General features: G+C 74.9%; 17 protein-coding genes. 7 read left to right on the top strand and 10 right to left on the bottom strand.

Features of this window, described 5'->3' with window-relative positions:
* Positions 1–23: 23 nt before the first annotated feature.
* Positions 24–779, top strand: coding sequence for an SDR family oxidoreductase (locus tag ACFO3M_RS01625; RefSeq protein WP_387985487.1), 756 nt, complete (start codon positions 24–26; stop codon positions 777–779).
* On the opposite strand, the gene ACFO3M_RS01620 is transcribed toward ACFO3M_RS01625, so the two are convergent.
* Positions 772–1,533, bottom strand: coding sequence for an MBL fold metallo-hydrolase (locus tag ACFO3M_RS01620; RefSeq protein ID WP_387985485.1), 762 nt, complete (start codon positions 1,531–1,533; stop codon positions 772–774). The two genes, ACFO3M_RS01625 and ACFO3M_RS01620, sit on opposite strands and share 8 nt — an antisense overlap.
* The gene (locus tag ACFO3M_RS01615; RefSeq protein WP_387985482.1) at positions 1,530–2,231 is read right to left on the bottom strand and encodes a DUF429 domain-containing protein; all 702 of its coding nucleotides are present in this window, start codon (positions 2,229–2,231) and stop codon (positions 1,530–1,532) included. The genes ACFO3M_RS01620 and ACFO3M_RS01615 overlap by 4 nt, the downstream gene beginning before the upstream one ends.
* Here ACFO3M_RS01615 and ACFO3M_RS01610 point away from each other — a divergent pair.
* Positions 2,230–2,721, top strand: a complete 492-nt coding sequence (locus ACFO3M_RS01610; protein ID WP_387985480.1) for a ribose-5-phosphate isomerase — start codon at positions 2,230–2,232, stop codon at positions 2,719–2,721. The genes ACFO3M_RS01615 and ACFO3M_RS01610 overlap by 2 nt on opposite strands.
* A gap of 3 nt (positions 2,722–2,724) precedes the next feature.
* Here the strand turns inward: ACFO3M_RS01610 and ACFO3M_RS01605 are convergent, their stop codons facing one another.
* The 3 genes from ACFO3M_RS01605 to ACFO3M_RS01595 are packed head-to-tail and all read right to left on the bottom strand — an operon-like array spanning position 2,725 to position 5,960.
* The gene (locus tag ACFO3M_RS01605; RefSeq protein ID WP_387985477.1) at positions 2,725–3,966 is read right to left on the bottom strand and encodes a GNAT family N-acetyltransferase; all 1,242 of its coding nucleotides are present in this window, start codon (positions 3,964–3,966) and stop codon (positions 2,725–2,727) included.
* 42 nt (positions 3,967–4,008) lie between these two features.
* The gene (locus ACFO3M_RS01600; RefSeq protein WP_458167100.1) at positions 4,009–4,680 is read right to left on the bottom strand and encodes a response regulator; all 672 of its coding nucleotides are present in this window, start codon (positions 4,678–4,680) and stop codon (positions 4,009–4,011) included.
* Positions 4,671–5,960 carry a sensor histidine kinase gene (locus ACFO3M_RS01595; protein WP_387985474.1) on the bottom strand — a complete coding sequence of 430 codons (1,290 nt, stop codon included), beginning with the start codon at positions 5,958–5,960 and terminating at the stop codon, positions 4,671–4,673. Before ACFO3M_RS01595 ends, ACFO3M_RS01600 begins: the two co-directional genes overlap by 10 nt.
* Before the next feature lie 222 nt (positions 5,961–6,182).
* Here ACFO3M_RS01595 and ACFO3M_RS01590 point away from each other — a divergent pair, with 222 nt between their 5' ends.
* The 5 genes from ACFO3M_RS01590 (at position 6,183) to ACFO3M_RS01570 (ending at position 10,687) form a co-directional block, all read left to right on the top strand.
* Complete coding sequence (locus tag ACFO3M_RS01590; RefSeq protein ID WP_387985472.1) at positions 6,183–7,820, top strand: hypothetical protein; 1,638 nt, start codon at positions 6,183–6,185, stop codon at positions 7,818–7,820.
* A gap of 7 nt (positions 7,821–7,827) precedes the next feature.
* Positions 7,828–8,016, top strand: coding sequence for a hypothetical protein (locus tag ACFO3M_RS01585; RefSeq protein WP_387985470.1), 189 nt, complete (start codon positions 7,828–7,830; stop codon positions 8,014–8,016).
* Positions 8,017–8,175: 159 nt separating this feature from the next.
* A complete protein-coding gene (locus tag ACFO3M_RS01580; protein WP_387985467.1) occupies positions 8,176–9,177 on the top strand; it encodes a sigma-70 family RNA polymerase sigma factor in 1,002 nt (333 codons plus the stop codon).
* 120 nt (positions 9,178–9,297) lie between these two features.
* On the top strand, positions 9,298–9,795 hold the full coding sequence (locus ACFO3M_RS01575) for a DUF4396 domain-containing protein (protein WP_387985464.1): 498 nt from the start codon (positions 9,298–9,300) through the stop codon (positions 9,793–9,795).
* A 67-nt stretch (positions 9,796–9,862) separates the two neighbouring features.
* The gene (locus ACFO3M_RS01570) at positions 9,863–10,687 is read left to right on the top strand and encodes a M55 family metallopeptidase (RefSeq protein WP_387985461.1); all 825 of its coding nucleotides are present in this window, start codon (positions 9,863–9,865) and stop codon (positions 10,685–10,687) included.
* 16 nt (positions 10,688–10,703) lie between these two features.
* Here ACFO3M_RS01570 and ACFO3M_RS01565 read toward each other — a convergent pair whose 3' ends face one another.
* The 5 genes from ACFO3M_RS01565 to ACFO3M_RS01545 form a co-directional block, all read right to left on the bottom strand.
* Positions 10,704–10,892: a hypothetical protein gene (locus tag ACFO3M_RS01565; RefSeq protein WP_387985460.1), complete on the bottom strand. Its 189-nt coding sequence runs from the start codon at positions 10,890–10,892 to the stop codon at positions 10,704–10,706.
* 335 nt (positions 10,893–11,227) lie between these two features.
* Positions 11,228–11,377, bottom strand: coding sequence for a hypothetical protein (locus tag ACFO3M_RS01560; RefSeq protein WP_387985458.1), 150 nt, complete (start codon positions 11,375–11,377; stop codon positions 11,228–11,230).
* Positions 11,378–11,850: 473 nt separating this feature from the next.
* Entirely contained in the window at positions 11,851–12,069 is a 219-nt protein-coding gene (locus ACFO3M_RS01555) for a hypothetical protein (protein WP_387985456.1), read from the bottom strand.
* A gap of 211 nt (positions 12,070–12,280) precedes the next feature.
* Positions 12,281–12,949 carry a peptidoglycan-binding domain-containing protein gene (locus tag ACFO3M_RS01550; protein ID WP_387985453.1) on the bottom strand — a complete coding sequence of 223 codons (669 nt, stop codon included), beginning with the start codon at positions 12,947–12,949 and terminating at the stop codon, positions 12,281–12,283.
* Positions 12,950–13,157: 208 nt separating this feature from the next.
* Positions 13,158–15,122, bottom strand: a complete 1,965-nt coding sequence (locus tag ACFO3M_RS01545; protein WP_387985451.1) for an ATP-binding cassette domain-containing protein — start codon at positions 15,120–15,122, stop codon at positions 13,158–13,160.
* Positions 15,123–15,178: the final 56 nt, after the last annotated feature.

Here is a 15,178-nt window from a genome sequence, read left to right as displayed (position 1 = left end):
GCACGGCTGGCATGCTGCCGGGCGTGCCGCGACCGACCCGCCAGCGCATCCTGATCACCGGCGCCAGCTCCGGGCTGGGCATGGGCATGGCCCGCCGCTTCGCCGCGCGCGGCCGGGACCTCGCGCTGGCCGCCCGCCGCGAGCACCTGCTGGAGGAGCTGCGCGACGAGCTGCTCGCCGCGCACCCCGGCATCCGGGTGGTCACCGCGGCCCTCGACGTCGACGACGCGACGGCCGTGGCCGAGGGCGTCCCGGCGCTGGCCGCGGAGCTGGGCGGCGTCGACCGGTTCGTCGCCAACGCCGGCATCGGCAAGGGCGCGTCGGTGGGCACCGGCGCCGGCTGGGCCAACCGCGCGACGCTGTTCACCAACGTCCTCGGCACCCACGCCCAGTGCGAGGCCGCCGTCGAGCTGTTCCGCGCGCAGGGGTCGGGCCACCTCGTCGTCGTCAGCTCGGTCGCCTCGGTCCGCGGGATGCGCGGCACCCGCACCGCCTACGGCGCCAGCAAGGCCGCGCTCAACGCGCTCGCCGAGGGCATCCGGTCGGACCTGCTCGGCACCGGCATCCGGGTCACCACGGTGCTGCCCGGCTACATCGAGACCGACATCAACGTCGGCCGCCGCGGCCCGTTCACCGTCGACCTCGACACCGGCGTCGACGCCCTCGTCGCCGCGATCGAGCGGGAGCCGGTGCGGGCCTACGTGCCCGAGTGGCCGTGGCGGCCGGTGTCGGCGCTGCTGCGCGTGCTCCCGCTGCCGGTGGTGCGCCGCCTCACGTGAGGCGGGAGGCGGCGGCCCGCATCGCCGCCTGGTCGTAGGGGCCGCGGTCCAGCCGGCCGGCGCGGACGGCGGCCAGCACCGCCAGCAGCTCCTCGCGCTGGGCGCCGACGAAGTCCGCGTCCACCACCGCGCCGTGGCCGGGGACGACCGGCCCGCGGGCCAGCGCGTGCAGCCGGCCCAGCGTCGCGGGCCACTCGGCCGGGAAGGCGTCCTCGAACGCCGGCGGGGCGCCCTCCTCGACCAGGTCCCCGGCGAAGACGGTGCCGTCCTCCACCTCCACGACCAGGTCGTGCCCGGTGTGCCCGCGGCCGAGGAAGCGCAGCACCACCTCGACGCCGCCCACGTCGAGCACCGCGACGTCGTCGATCAGCGCGTCCGGCGGGTCCAGCGGCGCCCGCCGCACCTGCGCCGCGGCCTCGTCGTCCCCGGCCGCCAGCAGCTCCGCGACCCGGGCCGCGCGCTGCGCCTCGCCGGTCGCCAGCAGGTCGGCGGCGCAGCCGCGCGTGCCCCACACCGTCGCCGGCCGGAACGCGGCGTTGCCGAAGCAGTGGTCGTAGTGGGCGTGGGTGTTGACCACGGTCCACGGGTGCGGGGTCACCCGGCGCACGGCGGCGGCGAGGTCGGCGGCCTCGGCGGGGGAGGAGCGGGTGTCGACGACGAGGCAGGCGCCGTCGCCGACGACCAGCCCGCAGTTGAGGTCCAGCGACCCGTGCCGGCGGACGAAGACGCCCTCGGCGACCTCGGTGAACGTCACCAGCAGATCCGCATCGGCCGGCCGCGGGCGTCGAGCGAGCCGTCGCCCACGCACTCCGCGGCGCCGTCGGCGATCCGCCGGGCCGACCAGGCGGCGGCGCAGGCGTCGAGCGCGTCGACCGCCGGGATGCCTGCCGGCGCCTCGGACAGCGCGTCCAGGACGTCCATGACCGGCTGGAGTGCGCGCAGGCGTTGACCCTGGCCCCGGGCGCTCGCCTTCGGATCGCGCACGCGCTCGTCGAGGGCGCGGAACGCCAGCTCGGGGTGGACCTCGTGCACGCGGGGGTCAGACGGGTCGCCGAGGGCGTCGTCGAGGTCGCGGATGGAGCGCCTCAGCCGGAACGACTGCGCCGACAGCGAGCGCCCGCCGGTCGCCGCGATCGAGAGCTCACGGGCGTGCGCGTAGTCCCGCGCGGCCAGGACCGGGCGCACGGGGGCGGGGAACACCGAGCCGGCGGCGCCGCGGCCGCGCAGCTCGTCCCGCGCGGCGACGTCGCAGGTCCGCACACCGTCGTCGGACAGGCCGATGGGCATGTCGACGGCGACGACGTCGACGTCCGGCACCGCGAGGACCGCCGCGGCGTCGTCGAGGTGGAGCAACCGCACCGTGCGGCCGTCGAGCAGCGCGCCGACCCAGGCCCCGCGCCAGCCGTCCACCCCGAGCACCGCCACCACCCGACCCTGACAGACTCGGCGCATGCGCGTCTTCGTCGGCACCGACCACGCCGGGCTGGACTTCAAGGAGCACCTCAAGCAGGCGCTCACCGAGGCCGGGCACGAGCCGGTCGACTGCGGCGCCTTCGAGTACCACCCGCAGGACGACTACCCGCCGTTCTGCTTCGAGGTCGGCGAGCGCGTGGTCACCGAGCCGGGCAGCCTCGGCGTGGTCATCGGCGGCTCGGGCAACGGCGAGCAGATCGCGGCGAACAAGGTGCCCGGGGTGCGCGCGGCGCTGGTGTGGAACACCCAGACCGCCCAGCTCGCCCGGCAGCACAACGACGCCAACGTCGTCTCGATCGGCGCCCGCCAGCACTCCATCGAGGAGGCCACCGCGCTGGTGCTCGAGTTCCTCCGGACGCCGTTCAGCCACGACGAGCGGCACGTCCGCCGGATCGGGCTGATCCACGACTACGAGCAGAACCGGCACCGCCCCGCCGGCGGCCTCCCCACCCGCGGCGACGTGGTCTGACGATCAGAACTGGTCCGGGCAGAACGGGCTCACGGGCCAGGAGAACGCCGTCGCGGCCTGGGTGACCGCGCCCGGGCTCACCTCGGTGACCCGGCCGGCCGCCTGCAGCGTGCCCAGCGAGACCCCGCCCAGGTAGGCCGCGGCCAGCGCCTCGACGTCGACGACCAGGTCGGGGTCGCCGTCGGTGGGGGCGCAGAACGCCCCGGCCGGGTGCCCGCGCAGCCACCAGCGGCCGTCGTTCCACGGGCAGAACCGGTCGCGCACCTCGAGGACCATGTCGATCGGCGCCGGGTAGCGGCGCGCGGCCAGCGCCCGGCCGACGTCGACCAGCCGCAGCCACAGCCCGTCCAGCGGGCGCGCCTGCAGCGCGCGCGGGTCGGCGAGCAGGTGGCGCAGCGGGTCGTCGGCGGGCGCGTAGCCGGCCTCCACGGTCCGCACGAGGTCCAGGTCGAGCAGGTACCGCCACAGCGCCGCGTAGCCGGGGGTGCTCCGCGCCCGCACGTCCTCGACGAGGACCGTGCCGTCGGCCAGGCCGTCGTCGGTCCACCGGGTGCGCACGCGGAACGCGGCGAAGCCGGTGACCTCGCCGTCGGCCTCGGTGTGCAGCACGTACCGGCGGGCGCCGGCGCCGCCGCGGCGCTCGGCCGGGTCGCGCAGCGCGCGCTCCCACCAGCGCCCGTCGCGCTCGAACGTGCCGGGCACCCAGCGGCGCAGCGCCTCGTGCACCCGCGCGGCGCCGGCCCGCCACGCCTCGGGGTCGGCCGGGGCCACCGTGCCGGTGCCCAGGTCGACGCCGGGGCGGAAGGCCATGTCGCGGGTGGAGCCGCGCAGGTTCCCGCGCTGCGTCGCGGGCGCGTAGCCGAAGCGGCCGTAGATCGAGCCCTCGGAGGCCCACAGCGCGGCCAGCGGCTCGCCCTGCTGCTCGTGCAGCTCGGTGAGCTGGCGGCGCATCATCGCGGTCAGCACGCCCCGGCGGCGGTGGGTGGGGGAGACGGTCACCCAGGTGACGCCCGCGCACGGGACGACGGCGCCGGGCACGGTCACCTGCCGGCTGTAGATGCCGCCGGTGGCGGCGACCCGCCCGTCGCCGGCCCACAGCGACAGCGACCGGTCCAGCTCCGCCGTCGGCGGGACCCGCTCGGTGAAGTCGCCGATCGGGTCGTCGCCGAAGACCTCGAGCATCGCCCGGCTGAAGGCGGGCCACTCCTCGGCGGTGACGGGGCGGAGGTCGGCGGGATCGGTCACCCCTGGTGTCTACCGGGCGGGGACGGCGGCCCGCGACCGCGTTCAGCCGCGGAGGTAGGCCAGGGTCGCCATCACCCGGCTGTTGCGGTCCTCGTCGGGCGCGAGGCCGAGCTTGGCGAAGATCCGCTGGGTGTGCTTCTCCACCGCGCCCGGGGTGACCACCAGCTGCCGGGCGATCGCGGTGTTGGAGTGGCCCTCGGCGATCAGCCCGAGCGCCTCGCGCTCGCGCGGGGTGAGCCGGCGCACCGGGTCGTCGGCGCGGCGGCGGGCGAACAGCTGGGCGACCACCTGCGGGTCGAGCACGGTGCCGCCGGCCACCACCTCGGCGAGCGCGGAGAGCAGCTGGTCGAGGTCGGTCACCCGGTCCTTGAGCAGGTAGCCGGCGCCGCCGCGGCCGTCGGCGAGCAGCTCGTCGGCGTAGGCCACCTCGACGTACTGCGACAGCACCAGCACCGCCGTCCCGGGCACCGCCCGGCGCACCTCGACGGCAGCGCGCAGCCCCTCGTCGGTGTGCGTGGGCGGCATCCGCACGTCGACGACGGCCACGTCGGGCCGGTGCTCGCCCACGGCGCGCACCAGCGACGGGCCGTCGCCGACCGCGGCCACCACGGTGGTGCCCGCCTCCTCGAGCAGCCGGACCAGCCCCTCGCGGAGCAGGACCGAGTCCTCGGCGAGCACCACCCGCAGCGGCCGGCCGTCCGGGGTCAGGCCCACGGCAGCTCGGCGGTGGTCCGGGTCGGGCCGCCGCGCGGGCTGTCGACGGCCAGCACGCCGTCGACGGCGCGCAGCCGGTCGGCGAGCCCGGCCAGGCCGTGCCCGGGCACCAGCAGCGCCCCGCCCTCGCCGTCGTCCTCGACGACGACCCGCAGCACGTCGCCGGCCCGCCGCACCTCGACCCGGCACACGCCGGCCCCGCTGTGCTTGGCCACGTTGGCCAGCGCCTCGCTGACGACGAAGTAGGCGGTGTTCTCCGTGACCGGCGCCGGCCGCTCGTCGGGCAGGTCGACGGCGAGCTCCACCGGCACCGGCGAGCGGGCGGCCAGCGCGGCCAGCGCCGCCGGGAGGCCGCGGTCGGCGAGCACCGGCGGGGCGATGCCGCGGGACAGCGCCCGCAGCTCCTCCAGCGCCTCCTTGGCGAGGACGCCGGCCTCGGCCAGCGTCGTGCGGGCGGCGGCGGGGTCGCGCTCGAGCTGGCGCTGGGCGCGGGAGAGGTCCATGCCCAGGCGGACGAGGTGCTGCTGCGGGCCGTCGTGGATGTCGCGCTCCAGCCGGCGCAGCGCCACCGCCTCGGCGGCGACGGCGGCGTCGCGGCCGCGGGAGAGCCGGCCGATCTCGGCCTGGGTGGCGGCGCGGGAGGTGAGCAGCACCCGGCCGAGCTGCGCCTGCAGCAGCGCGACCGCCCGGACGGCGAAGGGGAGCACGGCCGCGGCGACCAGGCCGATCGCCGTGTAGCCGACGATCCGCAGCGGGGTGCCGCCGTCGAAGCCGAGCAGCTCGAACAGGTCCTCGTTGCCCTCCTGCGGCAGCGCCCAGTCCCACAGCCCGTAGGTGATCCCGCCGAGCGCGAGCGCCCAGAACGTGACCGTGACGACGAAGGCCAGGACGGCGAGCGGGAACCGGGCGACGGCGTGCAGCACGTCGAGCCAGGACTGCGGGTCGCGCAGCGGGGTCAGCAGCCGGCGCACCCGGCCGCCGTCGGGGGTCAGGTAGGCCGGGCGGGGAACCGGGTGGCCGAGCACCGCGGGCAGCTGCGCCCGCTCGAGCGCGGCGAACCCGCGGGCGGCGAGCAGGGTGAGCGCGAGGACGGCGAGGCCGACCCAGACCACCACGGTGCCGACGCCGACGGCGACGCCGGTCACGGCGACGACGAAGGCGGCGATCCCGACCGGCAGCGACAGCAGCGCGTAGCCGGAGTCGACGAGCAGCCGGCGCAGGAGGCCGGCGTGCGGTGGGGCGGCGGTCGCGGAGGGCATCACGAGGGTGTCGGTGGTCATGCAGCGAGCCTGCTGGCGCGGGGGCGCCCGGCCGATCCCGTCAGCCGGTCGATCCGCTGTCGGGCTGGCCCGACACCCGCTGCGCTCCTCATGTCGCCGGCGATGCTCCCGGTCACGGCGGGCCGGTGTCCAGCGTCCTGGCTAGTGTCGGGCGCGATCCCGAGCGCGCCGACGGCGCCGTGCCCCCGCGCGGCCGCGTGCCCGGCTGGACGGAGGTCGCCCGTGCGCCCGAGGTCGGTACCCGTCGCGCTCAGCGCGCTCCTGCTGGCCGCCGGCTGCACGGCGTCCACCGCCGCGGAGGAGGACGGGGGCGGCACCGCCCCGGTCGCGACCTCCGCACCGGACCAGCGGCTGACCGTCGTCGCCGACGCCGAGCCCGCGGCGTCGGCCGTCAGCGCCAGCCGCGCGCTGTTCGACGAGGCCGGCGTGGTCGTCGTCGCCCCCGAGGGCGACCGGGCGGCGACCCTGCTCGGCGCCTCGGCCGCGGTCGGCCTGGGCGTGCCGCTGCTGCTGGACCCCGAGGGTGAGGACGCCGACGCTGCCGTCGCCGAGGAGATCGGCCGGCTGGGGGCGCGCACGGTCCTCGCCGTGGGCGCCGACACCGCACCCGGCGACGCCGACGTCGTCGGCGTCCCGGCCGGTGCCGAGGCGGTCGCCGCCGCCACACGCCTCGACCTCGCCGACGCCGACCCGGTGCCGGCCGACGGCGAGGCGGCCGCGGTCGCGGCGCTCGACCCCGACCGACCCGCGGCCCTGCGCCCCGAGGAGGACGGCGCCGCGGCCGAGGGCGAGGCCGACGGCGAGCTGCCCGCGGTCACCCGCGCCGAGCCGCTCGAGGGCACCGTCGTCCTGGCCGACGGCGACCCGGGGTCGCTGGCCGGCGTCGCCACCGCCCGGGCCGCCGGCGCGCGCGTGCAGGTGACCGGCGGGCAGACCGACCCGCGGGGGTCGGCCGACGCGGTCGAGGCGGTGTCCGGCGCGGAGACCGTCGTCGCCCTGGGCGCGGGGTTCGGCGCGGAGGACGGCCTGGACTGGAAGGTGGAGACCGCGGCGACCGGCACCCAGCTGCCCGGCGGCGGGCAGACGCTGTTCCCGCAGCACTTCATGGTGGCGCTCTACGGCCACCCGGGCACCGGCGCGCTCGGCGTGCTCGGCGAGCAGGACGTGCAGGCGAGCGTCCAGCGGGCCCGCGACCACGCCGCGCCCTACGAGTCGCTGGTCCCCGACGCCACCGTCGTCCCGGCCTTCGAGATCATCGCCACGGTCGCCTCGGAGTTCCCGACCGACGGCAACGACTACTCCTTCGAGGCGCCGCTGGAGCAGATCCGCCCGTGGGTGGAGGCCGCGGGGGAGGCCGGCCTCTACGTCGTCCTGGACCTGCAGCCCGGGCGCACCGACTTCGTCACCCAGGCCGAGCTGTACCGGCCGCTGCTGGAGCTGCCGCACGTCGGGCTGGCGCTGGACCCCGAGTGGCGGCTGGCGCCGAACCAGGTGCACCTGACGCAGATCGGCTCGGTCGGCATCGACGAGGTGAACCGGGTGGTGACCTGGCTGGCCGACCTCACCCGCGAGAACCGGCTGCCGCAGAAGCTGCTCGTGCTGCACCAGTTCCGGGTGGACATGATCCCCGGCCGCGAGCAGGTCGACCTGTCCCGCGACGAGGTCGCCGTCATGGTGCACGCCGACGGGCAGGGCCCGCAGGGGAGCAAGCAGGACACGTGGCGGGTGCTGCACGGCATCGGCCCCGAGGGGCTGGCCTGGGGCTGGAAGAACTTCTACGACGAGGACTCGCCGATGCTCACGCCCGAGGAGACGATCGCCCAGGTCTCCCCGCGACCCCAGCTGGTCACCTACCAGTAGTCCCCCGGTGAACGGTTACCGGCGCTCGGGTGCCGGCTTCCCAGGCATCTCGACCGCGCCGGTCGTCCACGAGGAGCAGCAGGAGATCCGCCAGCCGCTCGTCGACCGGGCGCAGTCCGAGGGCGTCATCGACCCCGCACGGTCCGCCGTCGCGAACTGGCGGCGGGTCCGCACCGGCGAGCCGCTGGCGCCCTGACGCACCCGTCCCACCCGCACTCGACCGCCCAGACGGAGCCCTTGGGCGGGGCGGTCGGCGTCCGGGACGGTCAGCCCGCCGGGGACTCCCGTTCCGTCGGTCCTCCGTGGTGGACTACCGCCCGTCGACGGGGATGGCGACCGAGGAGAGGTGGTCCGCGTGACCAGCGTGCTGACCGGGGTGTCCGACGAGCTCGACCCGCGACTGCTCGAGCACCGGCGGGAGCTGACCGGCTACTGCTACCGGATGTTGGGGTCGTCCTTCGACGCCGACGACGCGGTGCAGGAGACGCTGGTGCGGGCGTGGAAGAGCTTCGGCTCGTTCGAGGGCCGCTCCTCGCTGCGCTCCTGGCTGTACCGGATCGCCACCAACGTCTGCCTCGACCAGCTCTCCGGGCGGCAGCGCCGGGCCCTGCCCATGGACCTCTCCGGCTCGCCGTGGTCGCCGGTCGAGGCGTCCCTGGCCGCCAAGCGGCCGGCCGATGCCTGGGTCGAGCCGGTCCTCGACCGCGCGGTCCTGCCCGAGGACGGCGACCCGGCCGAGCGTGCGGTGGCGCGTGAGTCGGTGCGGCTGGCCTTCGTGGCGGCGCTGCAGCACCTGCCGCCGCGGCAGCGCGCCGTCCTCCTGCTGCGCGACGTGCTGCGCTGGCACGCCGACGAGGTCGCCGCCCTGCTCGAGACCACCGTCGCCTCGGTCAACAGCGCCCTGCAGCGGGCCCGCGCCACGCTGGCGGCCATGGGCGGCACCCCGGAGGAGCGGCCGCTGGACACCGACCACCGCGAGCTGCTGGACCGCTACCTGGACGCCTTCGAGCGCTACGACATCGACGCCTTCGTCGCCCTGCTGCACGAGGACGCCACCCAGCACATGCCGCCGTTCGAGATGTGGCTGGGCAGCGCCGCCGACATCGGCACCTGGATGCTCGGCCCGGGCAGCGGCTGCCGGAACTCCCGGCTGCTGCTGACCGAGGCCAACGGCAGCCCGGCGGTGGCGCAGTGGCGCCCCACGGACGACGGCGGCCACACCCCGTGGGCGCTGCACGTCCTGGAGATCGAGGACGGCCGGATCCGGCACATCACCAGCTTCCTCGACCTCGACAACGACCTGTTCGCCCGGCTCGGCCTGCCGCTCACCCCGGACGCGGCGCCCGCCGCCGGCTGACCTCCCGCCCGCCTCCACCGCCGCCTCCCACCCACCCGGGTCGGGAGGCGGCGGCGCGTCGAGGGGTTGCCCCCAGTACCCCCGGGGGGTATACATGGCGGCACCGACGGAGGAGGGGACATGCACAGCGACCACGTCCACCGGATGCCCACCACGGATCGGCACGCGGGCCACGGGAGGAACGCCGTTCCCTGGGCCGCGGCGGTGCAGGCCACGCTGCACTGCCTCACCGGCTGTGCCATCGGCGAGGTCCTCGGGATGGTCATCGGGACCAGCCTGGGCCTGTCCACCTGGGCCACGGTCGCCCTGGCCGTCGCGCTGGCCTTCGTCTTCGGCTACGCCCTGACGATGCGCGGTGTCCTGCGCGCGGGCCTGACGTTCCGCCGGGCGCTGCGGGTGGCGCTGGCGGCCGACACCGTCTCGATCGCGGTGATGGAGCTGGTCGACAACGCCGTCCTGGTCGGCGTCCCGGGTGCGATGGAGGCCGGCGTCGGCTCGGCGTTCTTCTGGCTGTCCCTGGCCGCCGCCCTCGCGGTGGCGTTCGTCGTCACCCTGCCGGTCAACCGCTGGCTGATGGGGCGCGGCCTCGGCCACGCCGTCGTCCACGCCCACCACTGACCGCCTCCGGCGGCCCCGTGCCGCCGCGGTGCGAGGCCGCCGGAGGGCGCGGCCGAGGATGGGGCCCGTGAAGATCTACGTGTCGTCGGACATGGAGGGCACCGCGGGTGTCGTCGACTGGGCGCAGTGCCGCGGCCCGGGTGGGGAGTACGAGCACTACCGGCGGATGCTGCAGGACGAGGTGAACGCGGCGATCGCGGGCGCGATGGACGCCGGCGCCACCGAGTTCCTCGTCAACGACTCGCACTCGACGATGCAGAACCTGCGGCCCGGCGAGCTGCTCGGCAACGCCCGCTACCTCGCCGGCCGGCACAAGCCGATGTACATGATGGAGGGGCTGGACGGCTCCTTCGACGCCGTCTTCCTCGTCAGCTACCACGGCTCGATGTCCGGGACGGCCTCGGTGCTGTCGCACACCTACAACCCGGCGGCGGTCGCCCGCGTGCGCCTGAACGGGCTCGAGGTGGGGGAGTCGGGCATCAACGCGCTGGTCGCCCTCGGCCACGGCGTGCCGGTCGTGCTGGTCACCGGCGACGAGACGACGGCCGAGGAGGCACGCGCGGTGTGCCCGGGGATCGAGGCCGCCGTGGTCAAGCGGTCGGTCACCCGGTTCGCGGCCGAGAGCCTGCACCCGGCCGAGGCGTGCGCGCTCATCCGCGAGCGGGCGGCCGCCGCCGTGCGGGGCCTGTCCGCCGCCGGCCTCCCGGCGATCGAGCTGCCGGCGACGCTGGAGGTCACCTTCCGGAACGCGGACCTGGCCGAGCTGGCCTGCCGGGTCGTCGGGGTCGAGCGCACCGGGACCCTCGACGTCCGGATCGCCGACGACGACCCGGTCGCCCTCTACCGGACGTTCGTCACCGTCGTGCTGCTCACCCGCGGGTTCACCGACTGAGCGGCGTCCGGCGCGGCTAGATGCGGGTCAGCCAGACCACCGGCGGCCGGGCGCGCCGCGCGGCGAAGGCGTCCAGTTGTGCCCGGCCCGGGCGGCAGCCGCCCGGGCAGTCGAACTCCACGGCCTGCCCGTCGACCCACCCGACGGCCGCCGGCCGCCGGCAGATCGGGCAGTCCTCCCACGTGACCCGCTCGCTGGCTTCCACGATGTCGCCTCCCGGTCCCGGCGACCTGCCCGGGGAACGGGAGAGGACCTGGGCACGCTGTTCGAACCAGGGCCCCTCTGCGGAACGACCGTAACCGGGCGTGTCCGGCACGAAACGGCCTCTGGACGGACGGCCTGTTCCGGTTCGCCGGGGTGCCGGTCGAGGAGAGCGGGTGACGGGAATCGAACCCGCATGGCCAGCTTGGAAGGCAGGATCTCGTGACCCCGTCTGCGTTGGTCAGCCGCTCATTCCGACCTCCGGACGAGGGCTCGTGACCCACATGTGACCCAGCGGTCCGGCATGACCCACGCGTGACCCACCGCGCCGGGAGCCTGCTAGTCGTCCCGGTCCGGATCGTCGTCCCATGACTCACTGGCCGCACCCAGCATGGCGTCGAGAGCACGGGCGATCTCGGCATCGCGGTCGTCCGCGGCATGCTGGTAGAGCAGGGCGGCGGCGGGGGAGGAGTGGCCCAGCCGGCGCATCAGCTCCCTTGGTGGTCGCGCCGGTGGCTGCGGCCAGGGTGGCGCCGGTGTGGCGGAGCTCGTGCGGGCCGGACCGCCGGCAGGCCGACGGCGTCGGCGGCACGGCGGAAGGTCCCGTTCCAGTTGCTGCGGGCGAGGTAGCCGCCGGAACTGGTGGCGAACAGGAGGGCGTCCGGAGAAGCGGGGACGTGCTTCTCAGGTGCTCCTCCAGTACGGTCGCGATGGCGGCGAGGAGAGTCACGGTCCGGTGGCCAGCGTCAATCTCGGTTCGCCGACTGACCGGCCGTTTCCGACGCGTCGGAATGAGCGCTCGACGCGCAAGTGACCGCCGGGCAGGACGGGGGAGCGGCGCATCGCGGTGGCTTCACCAACTCGGGCCCACCGAAGGTGGGGACGAGCAGCAGTGCGCGGTAGCGCTGGGTCCATGGGTCCTCCCCATGCTGAATGGTGTCTGCAGCGCTTGCGTCGTGGGCTCACCCCAGGTGGTTGTCGCGCATGTATGCGGCTCTCCTAATTGTTGCAATGAGCCAGAACGCACCCCCCAGGATGAAGATTGCGGCCATGAAGACGCCTTCACCGATGAGGGGGCCAATCATCATCAGGATGAACGTGGCGAGCATCAATGATGTGATCTTGTGAGCCCAGAGCCACGTGAGAGGCCCGTCCGATTTGACCCATTTGTTGCGCGCCACGGCGATCTCCGTTCGAAGAGGTTGTGGGCTCGTGTCATGTCTGCACACGAGGCTTGGTGCGGTACTGCATGTGGCAGGTCCCGTCGCCGAGACGGGCGGCATAGATCAAGGGGAAAGAGTTGTCAGACGTCGGTTCGGCGTTCTGACGGCTGCGCCGATGGTCACGGGGACTGCCCTACCGGGTCCTTCCGCAACGGGGCGTGGAGCCGGATCAGGGCATCGGCACCGACTCGTACGCCTGTCGCGTCTCCGGATCGATGTCGACGAACATGCAGTCGAAGACGCTCACGACGGTGGCCACCGTGCTGAGCTTTTTCACTGCATCCTCTGCCGCCTGTCTGGCCACGTCGATGGGGTAGCCGATCTTGAGCGACTCCTCGAACTGCTTGAGTGCAACCTCTTCCCGTGCGCACTCCAGCGGGTCGAGTCCGAGTGGGATGACCCCGTCGCGGACGCACCGGTCCTCTCCGAGGACGATCCACCCTGGGCCGATGAGTCGGCATCGCTCGCTCGGGGTCAGCTCGGGGCCGGGGGACGGCGTGTCGACCGACGCCCGCTGGAGCGCCTGGCGTTCCAGCTCGTCGGCGGTGGAAGCGCCGACGATGCCGTCAGCCCCGAGGTGGTTGCGGCCCTGAAAGTCCAGGACGGCGATGCGGGTTGCGGAGCCGAACTGTCCGTCGGCGTCTAGGTCGTAGCCGTCGTTGACCGCGTTGAGGGAGTGCTGCAGCCGCTCGACGCAAGTCCCGGACGGATCGCCCTCATGGAGCACAGGGCAGCCCGGGAAGCTGCGGCTGGTGTCGGCAGTGGCCGGGGCGGCCGGTGTCAGTAGAGCCATGGTGATCGCGGCGAGTGCCGTGAGAAGAAGGCGGATGATGCGCACGGAAGGTCCTTTCTCGGGCCAGGTGGAATCGGGGCAGGATCGGGGGCGCCCTGTGCACGGTCTGGCGGCAGCCGTGGTGCTGGTGCGGACGCGCTCGGCCGGGGGTGGCACGCGGCGGGTGGCCGGGCCAGCGCAAGCCGTCCCAGTACCGCTCGACGGCGGCGATGCCGGCAGCGTCGGAAGCACATCCGGCGGAGAATGGGGCCGGTCAGCGTCGGGAGGTGGCGCGGCGGTGGAGGACCCAGCACAGGGTGAGCAGCGCGATCCCCGCCAGTGCGCCGAGCTCGAGCAGGTTGAGCAGCCACGTCGCGGCATCGCCGTGCCAGGCCGCCGGAGCGTCCGTACCGCCTTCCACGACCTGCAGGTCGGTGCTCGCGGCCGTTGCGGAGAACGCCGCCCGTGCGCTGACGACGCGGGACGCGAGATCAAGAGGCAGCAGGTCGTCGACCCGCACGAGCGCGCCGCACAACAGCAGTTGAGGCACCACGACGAGGGGGGCGAGAGCCGCGGCTCCGGCACCGGACCGGGTCAACGCCGACAAGAGCAGGGCGACGGCGGCCGACGTCCAGCCGGTCAGGGTGAGCGTGAGGAACAGCTCGAGCCCGGGACGGGCCAGGAGCTGCCCGGCCGGAAGGTCCCGCCCGGCCATCGCGGCGACCAGCAGCCCAGAGACCTGCACGAGCACGAGCAGCGCCAGCAGGGCTGCGCGGGCGGTCACGTAAGCGAGCGGTGACACCCCAGCGCCCAGCTCACGGTCGAGGACGCGGCGCTCGTCGACGACCTGCCGGATCGCCGCGAAGGTACCCAACCAGGTTGCTGCGAGGACGAGGACCAGGAGCACCGTGCGGATGTCGCGGTTCGGTGCGGTCATGGGGTCGAAGCCGCCGCCGTCGGGGAACAATCGGGCCAGCATGCCCAGCAGCGGGGCCTGGAGCAGGAGCAGGGCCAGACTGCCCCGATCGGCGGCCAGCAGGCGCAGGTTGCGTCCTAGCAGCGCGGGGAAGTGGTGGCGGCGCGACCCGTGTGCCGGCGATGGAGGGGCCACGGCGATCCGGCGCGTGCCGGACGCGCGGCGAGCACACTCCCATAACTGGGCCCAATTCTGGGCGTTGTTACCCATCTCGGCGAAGACGGTGCCGAGCCCGCGGGCCCGGAAGTGTCCAGGCAGACCGCCGGGCGGACCCTCGTAGGCGATTCGCCCCGCCGCCACGGCGAGCACATGGTCGGCGACGTCGACGGCAGCGGGGCTGTGGGTGACCACGACGACCGTGGTCCCAGCATCCGTCAGCTCCTTGAGGTCGCGCATGTAGGAGCGCTCCAGGTGCGGGTCCAGCCCCGATGTGGGCTCGTCCAGCACGAGAAGGTGGGGCCGGGTGAGGAGGGCGGCGGCCGCGTTGGCGCGCTTGCGCTGCCCCCCGGACAGCCGGTCGATCCGCAGGCCACCGCGCTCAGTCAGGTGCAGCTGCTCCAGCACCCGCTCGACCGCCGCGTGCCGGTCCCGTCGACCGGTCGACGCGGGGAGGAGCAGGCGGGCGCTGGTCCGCAGGCTGGCGCGTAGGGGCAGCGAAGTGTGCAGGACGTCCTCCTGCGGGACCACGCCCACGAGCGAGGCGAGGAGGTCGGTGCCGAGGTCCGCCAGGTCCGCGCCGCCGAGGAGCACCCGGCCACGGCTGAGCGGGACGGCCCCGGTCAGCGCCGCGAGCAGTGTCGACTTCCCGGCGCCGCTGGGGCCGATGATCACGGAGAGCTTGCCCGGAGGCAGCGTTGCGCCGACCCCGTGCAGCAGCTCGACACCGCCACGCCGGACGACGACGTCCTCCATCACCACGCCGGCCCCGCCCGTGCTGACGATGCCGACCGGCGGGCGCCGCGACCGCGGGGTGACCAGATTCACGCCTACCCCGCAGTCGGGGTGGGCGAGGCGGATACTGGTGTCGCCCTGCACCAACCTCTGCCGAATCCGCTCGCCTCCGTGGAAGGTGCCGTTCCGGCTGCCGAGGTCGGTCACCCGCCAGGTACCGCCCGCAACCGGTTCGACCCGGAAGTGGTGACTCGAGACGCGCGGGTCCGCTACCCGGACGTCACAGTCGGCCGCGCGCCCGATGACCCATGGCCGGTCCGACAGCTCGATCACGTGGGGCGGTGCGGCCTCGCCCGTGATCCGCAGCTCCATCCCCCGCCTGCTGGGCCGTCCTCGACAGGGGACAGGTGCCAAGTCCAGTTCCATGG

The sequence above is a fragment of the Geodermatophilus arenarius genome (assembly GCF_042654585.1).
In the GTDB taxonomy this organism is placed as follows: domain Bacteria; phylum Actinomycetota; class Actinomycetes; order Mycobacteriales; family Geodermatophilaceae; genus Geodermatophilus; species Geodermatophilus arenarius.
Note: the sequence above shows the minus strand (reverse complement) of the source record. Positions and strands in the feature narration are given on the sequence as shown.

What these genes read in the sequence shown, in the direction of transcription:
- ACFO3M_RS01595 (WP_387985474.1), bottom strand. Translation starts at nt 5,960, where the DNA reads ATGACCACCGACACCCTCGTGATGCCCTCCGCGACCGCCGCCCCACCG.
- ACFO3M_RS01575 (WP_387985464.1), top strand. Translation starts at nt 9,298, where the DNA reads ATGCACAGCGACCACGTCCACCGGATGCCCACCACGGATCGGCACGCG.
- ACFO3M_RS01545 (WP_387985451.1), bottom strand. Translation starts at nt 15,122, where the DNA reads ATGGAGCTGCGGATCACGGGCGAGGCCGCACCGCCCCACGTGATCGAG.
- ACFO3M_RS01610 (WP_387985480.1), top strand. Translation starts at nt 2,230, where the DNA reads ATGCGCGTCTTCGTCGGCACCGACCACGCCGGGCTGGACTTCAAGGAG.
- ACFO3M_RS01615 (WP_387985482.1), bottom strand. Translation starts at nt 2,231, where the DNA reads ATGCGCCGAGTCTGTCAGGGTCGGGTGGTGGCGGTGCTCGGGGTGGAC.
- ACFO3M_RS01560 (WP_387985458.1), bottom strand. Translation starts at nt 11,377, where the DNA reads ATGCGCCGGCTGGGCCACTCCTCCCCCGCCGCCGCCCTGCTCTACCAG.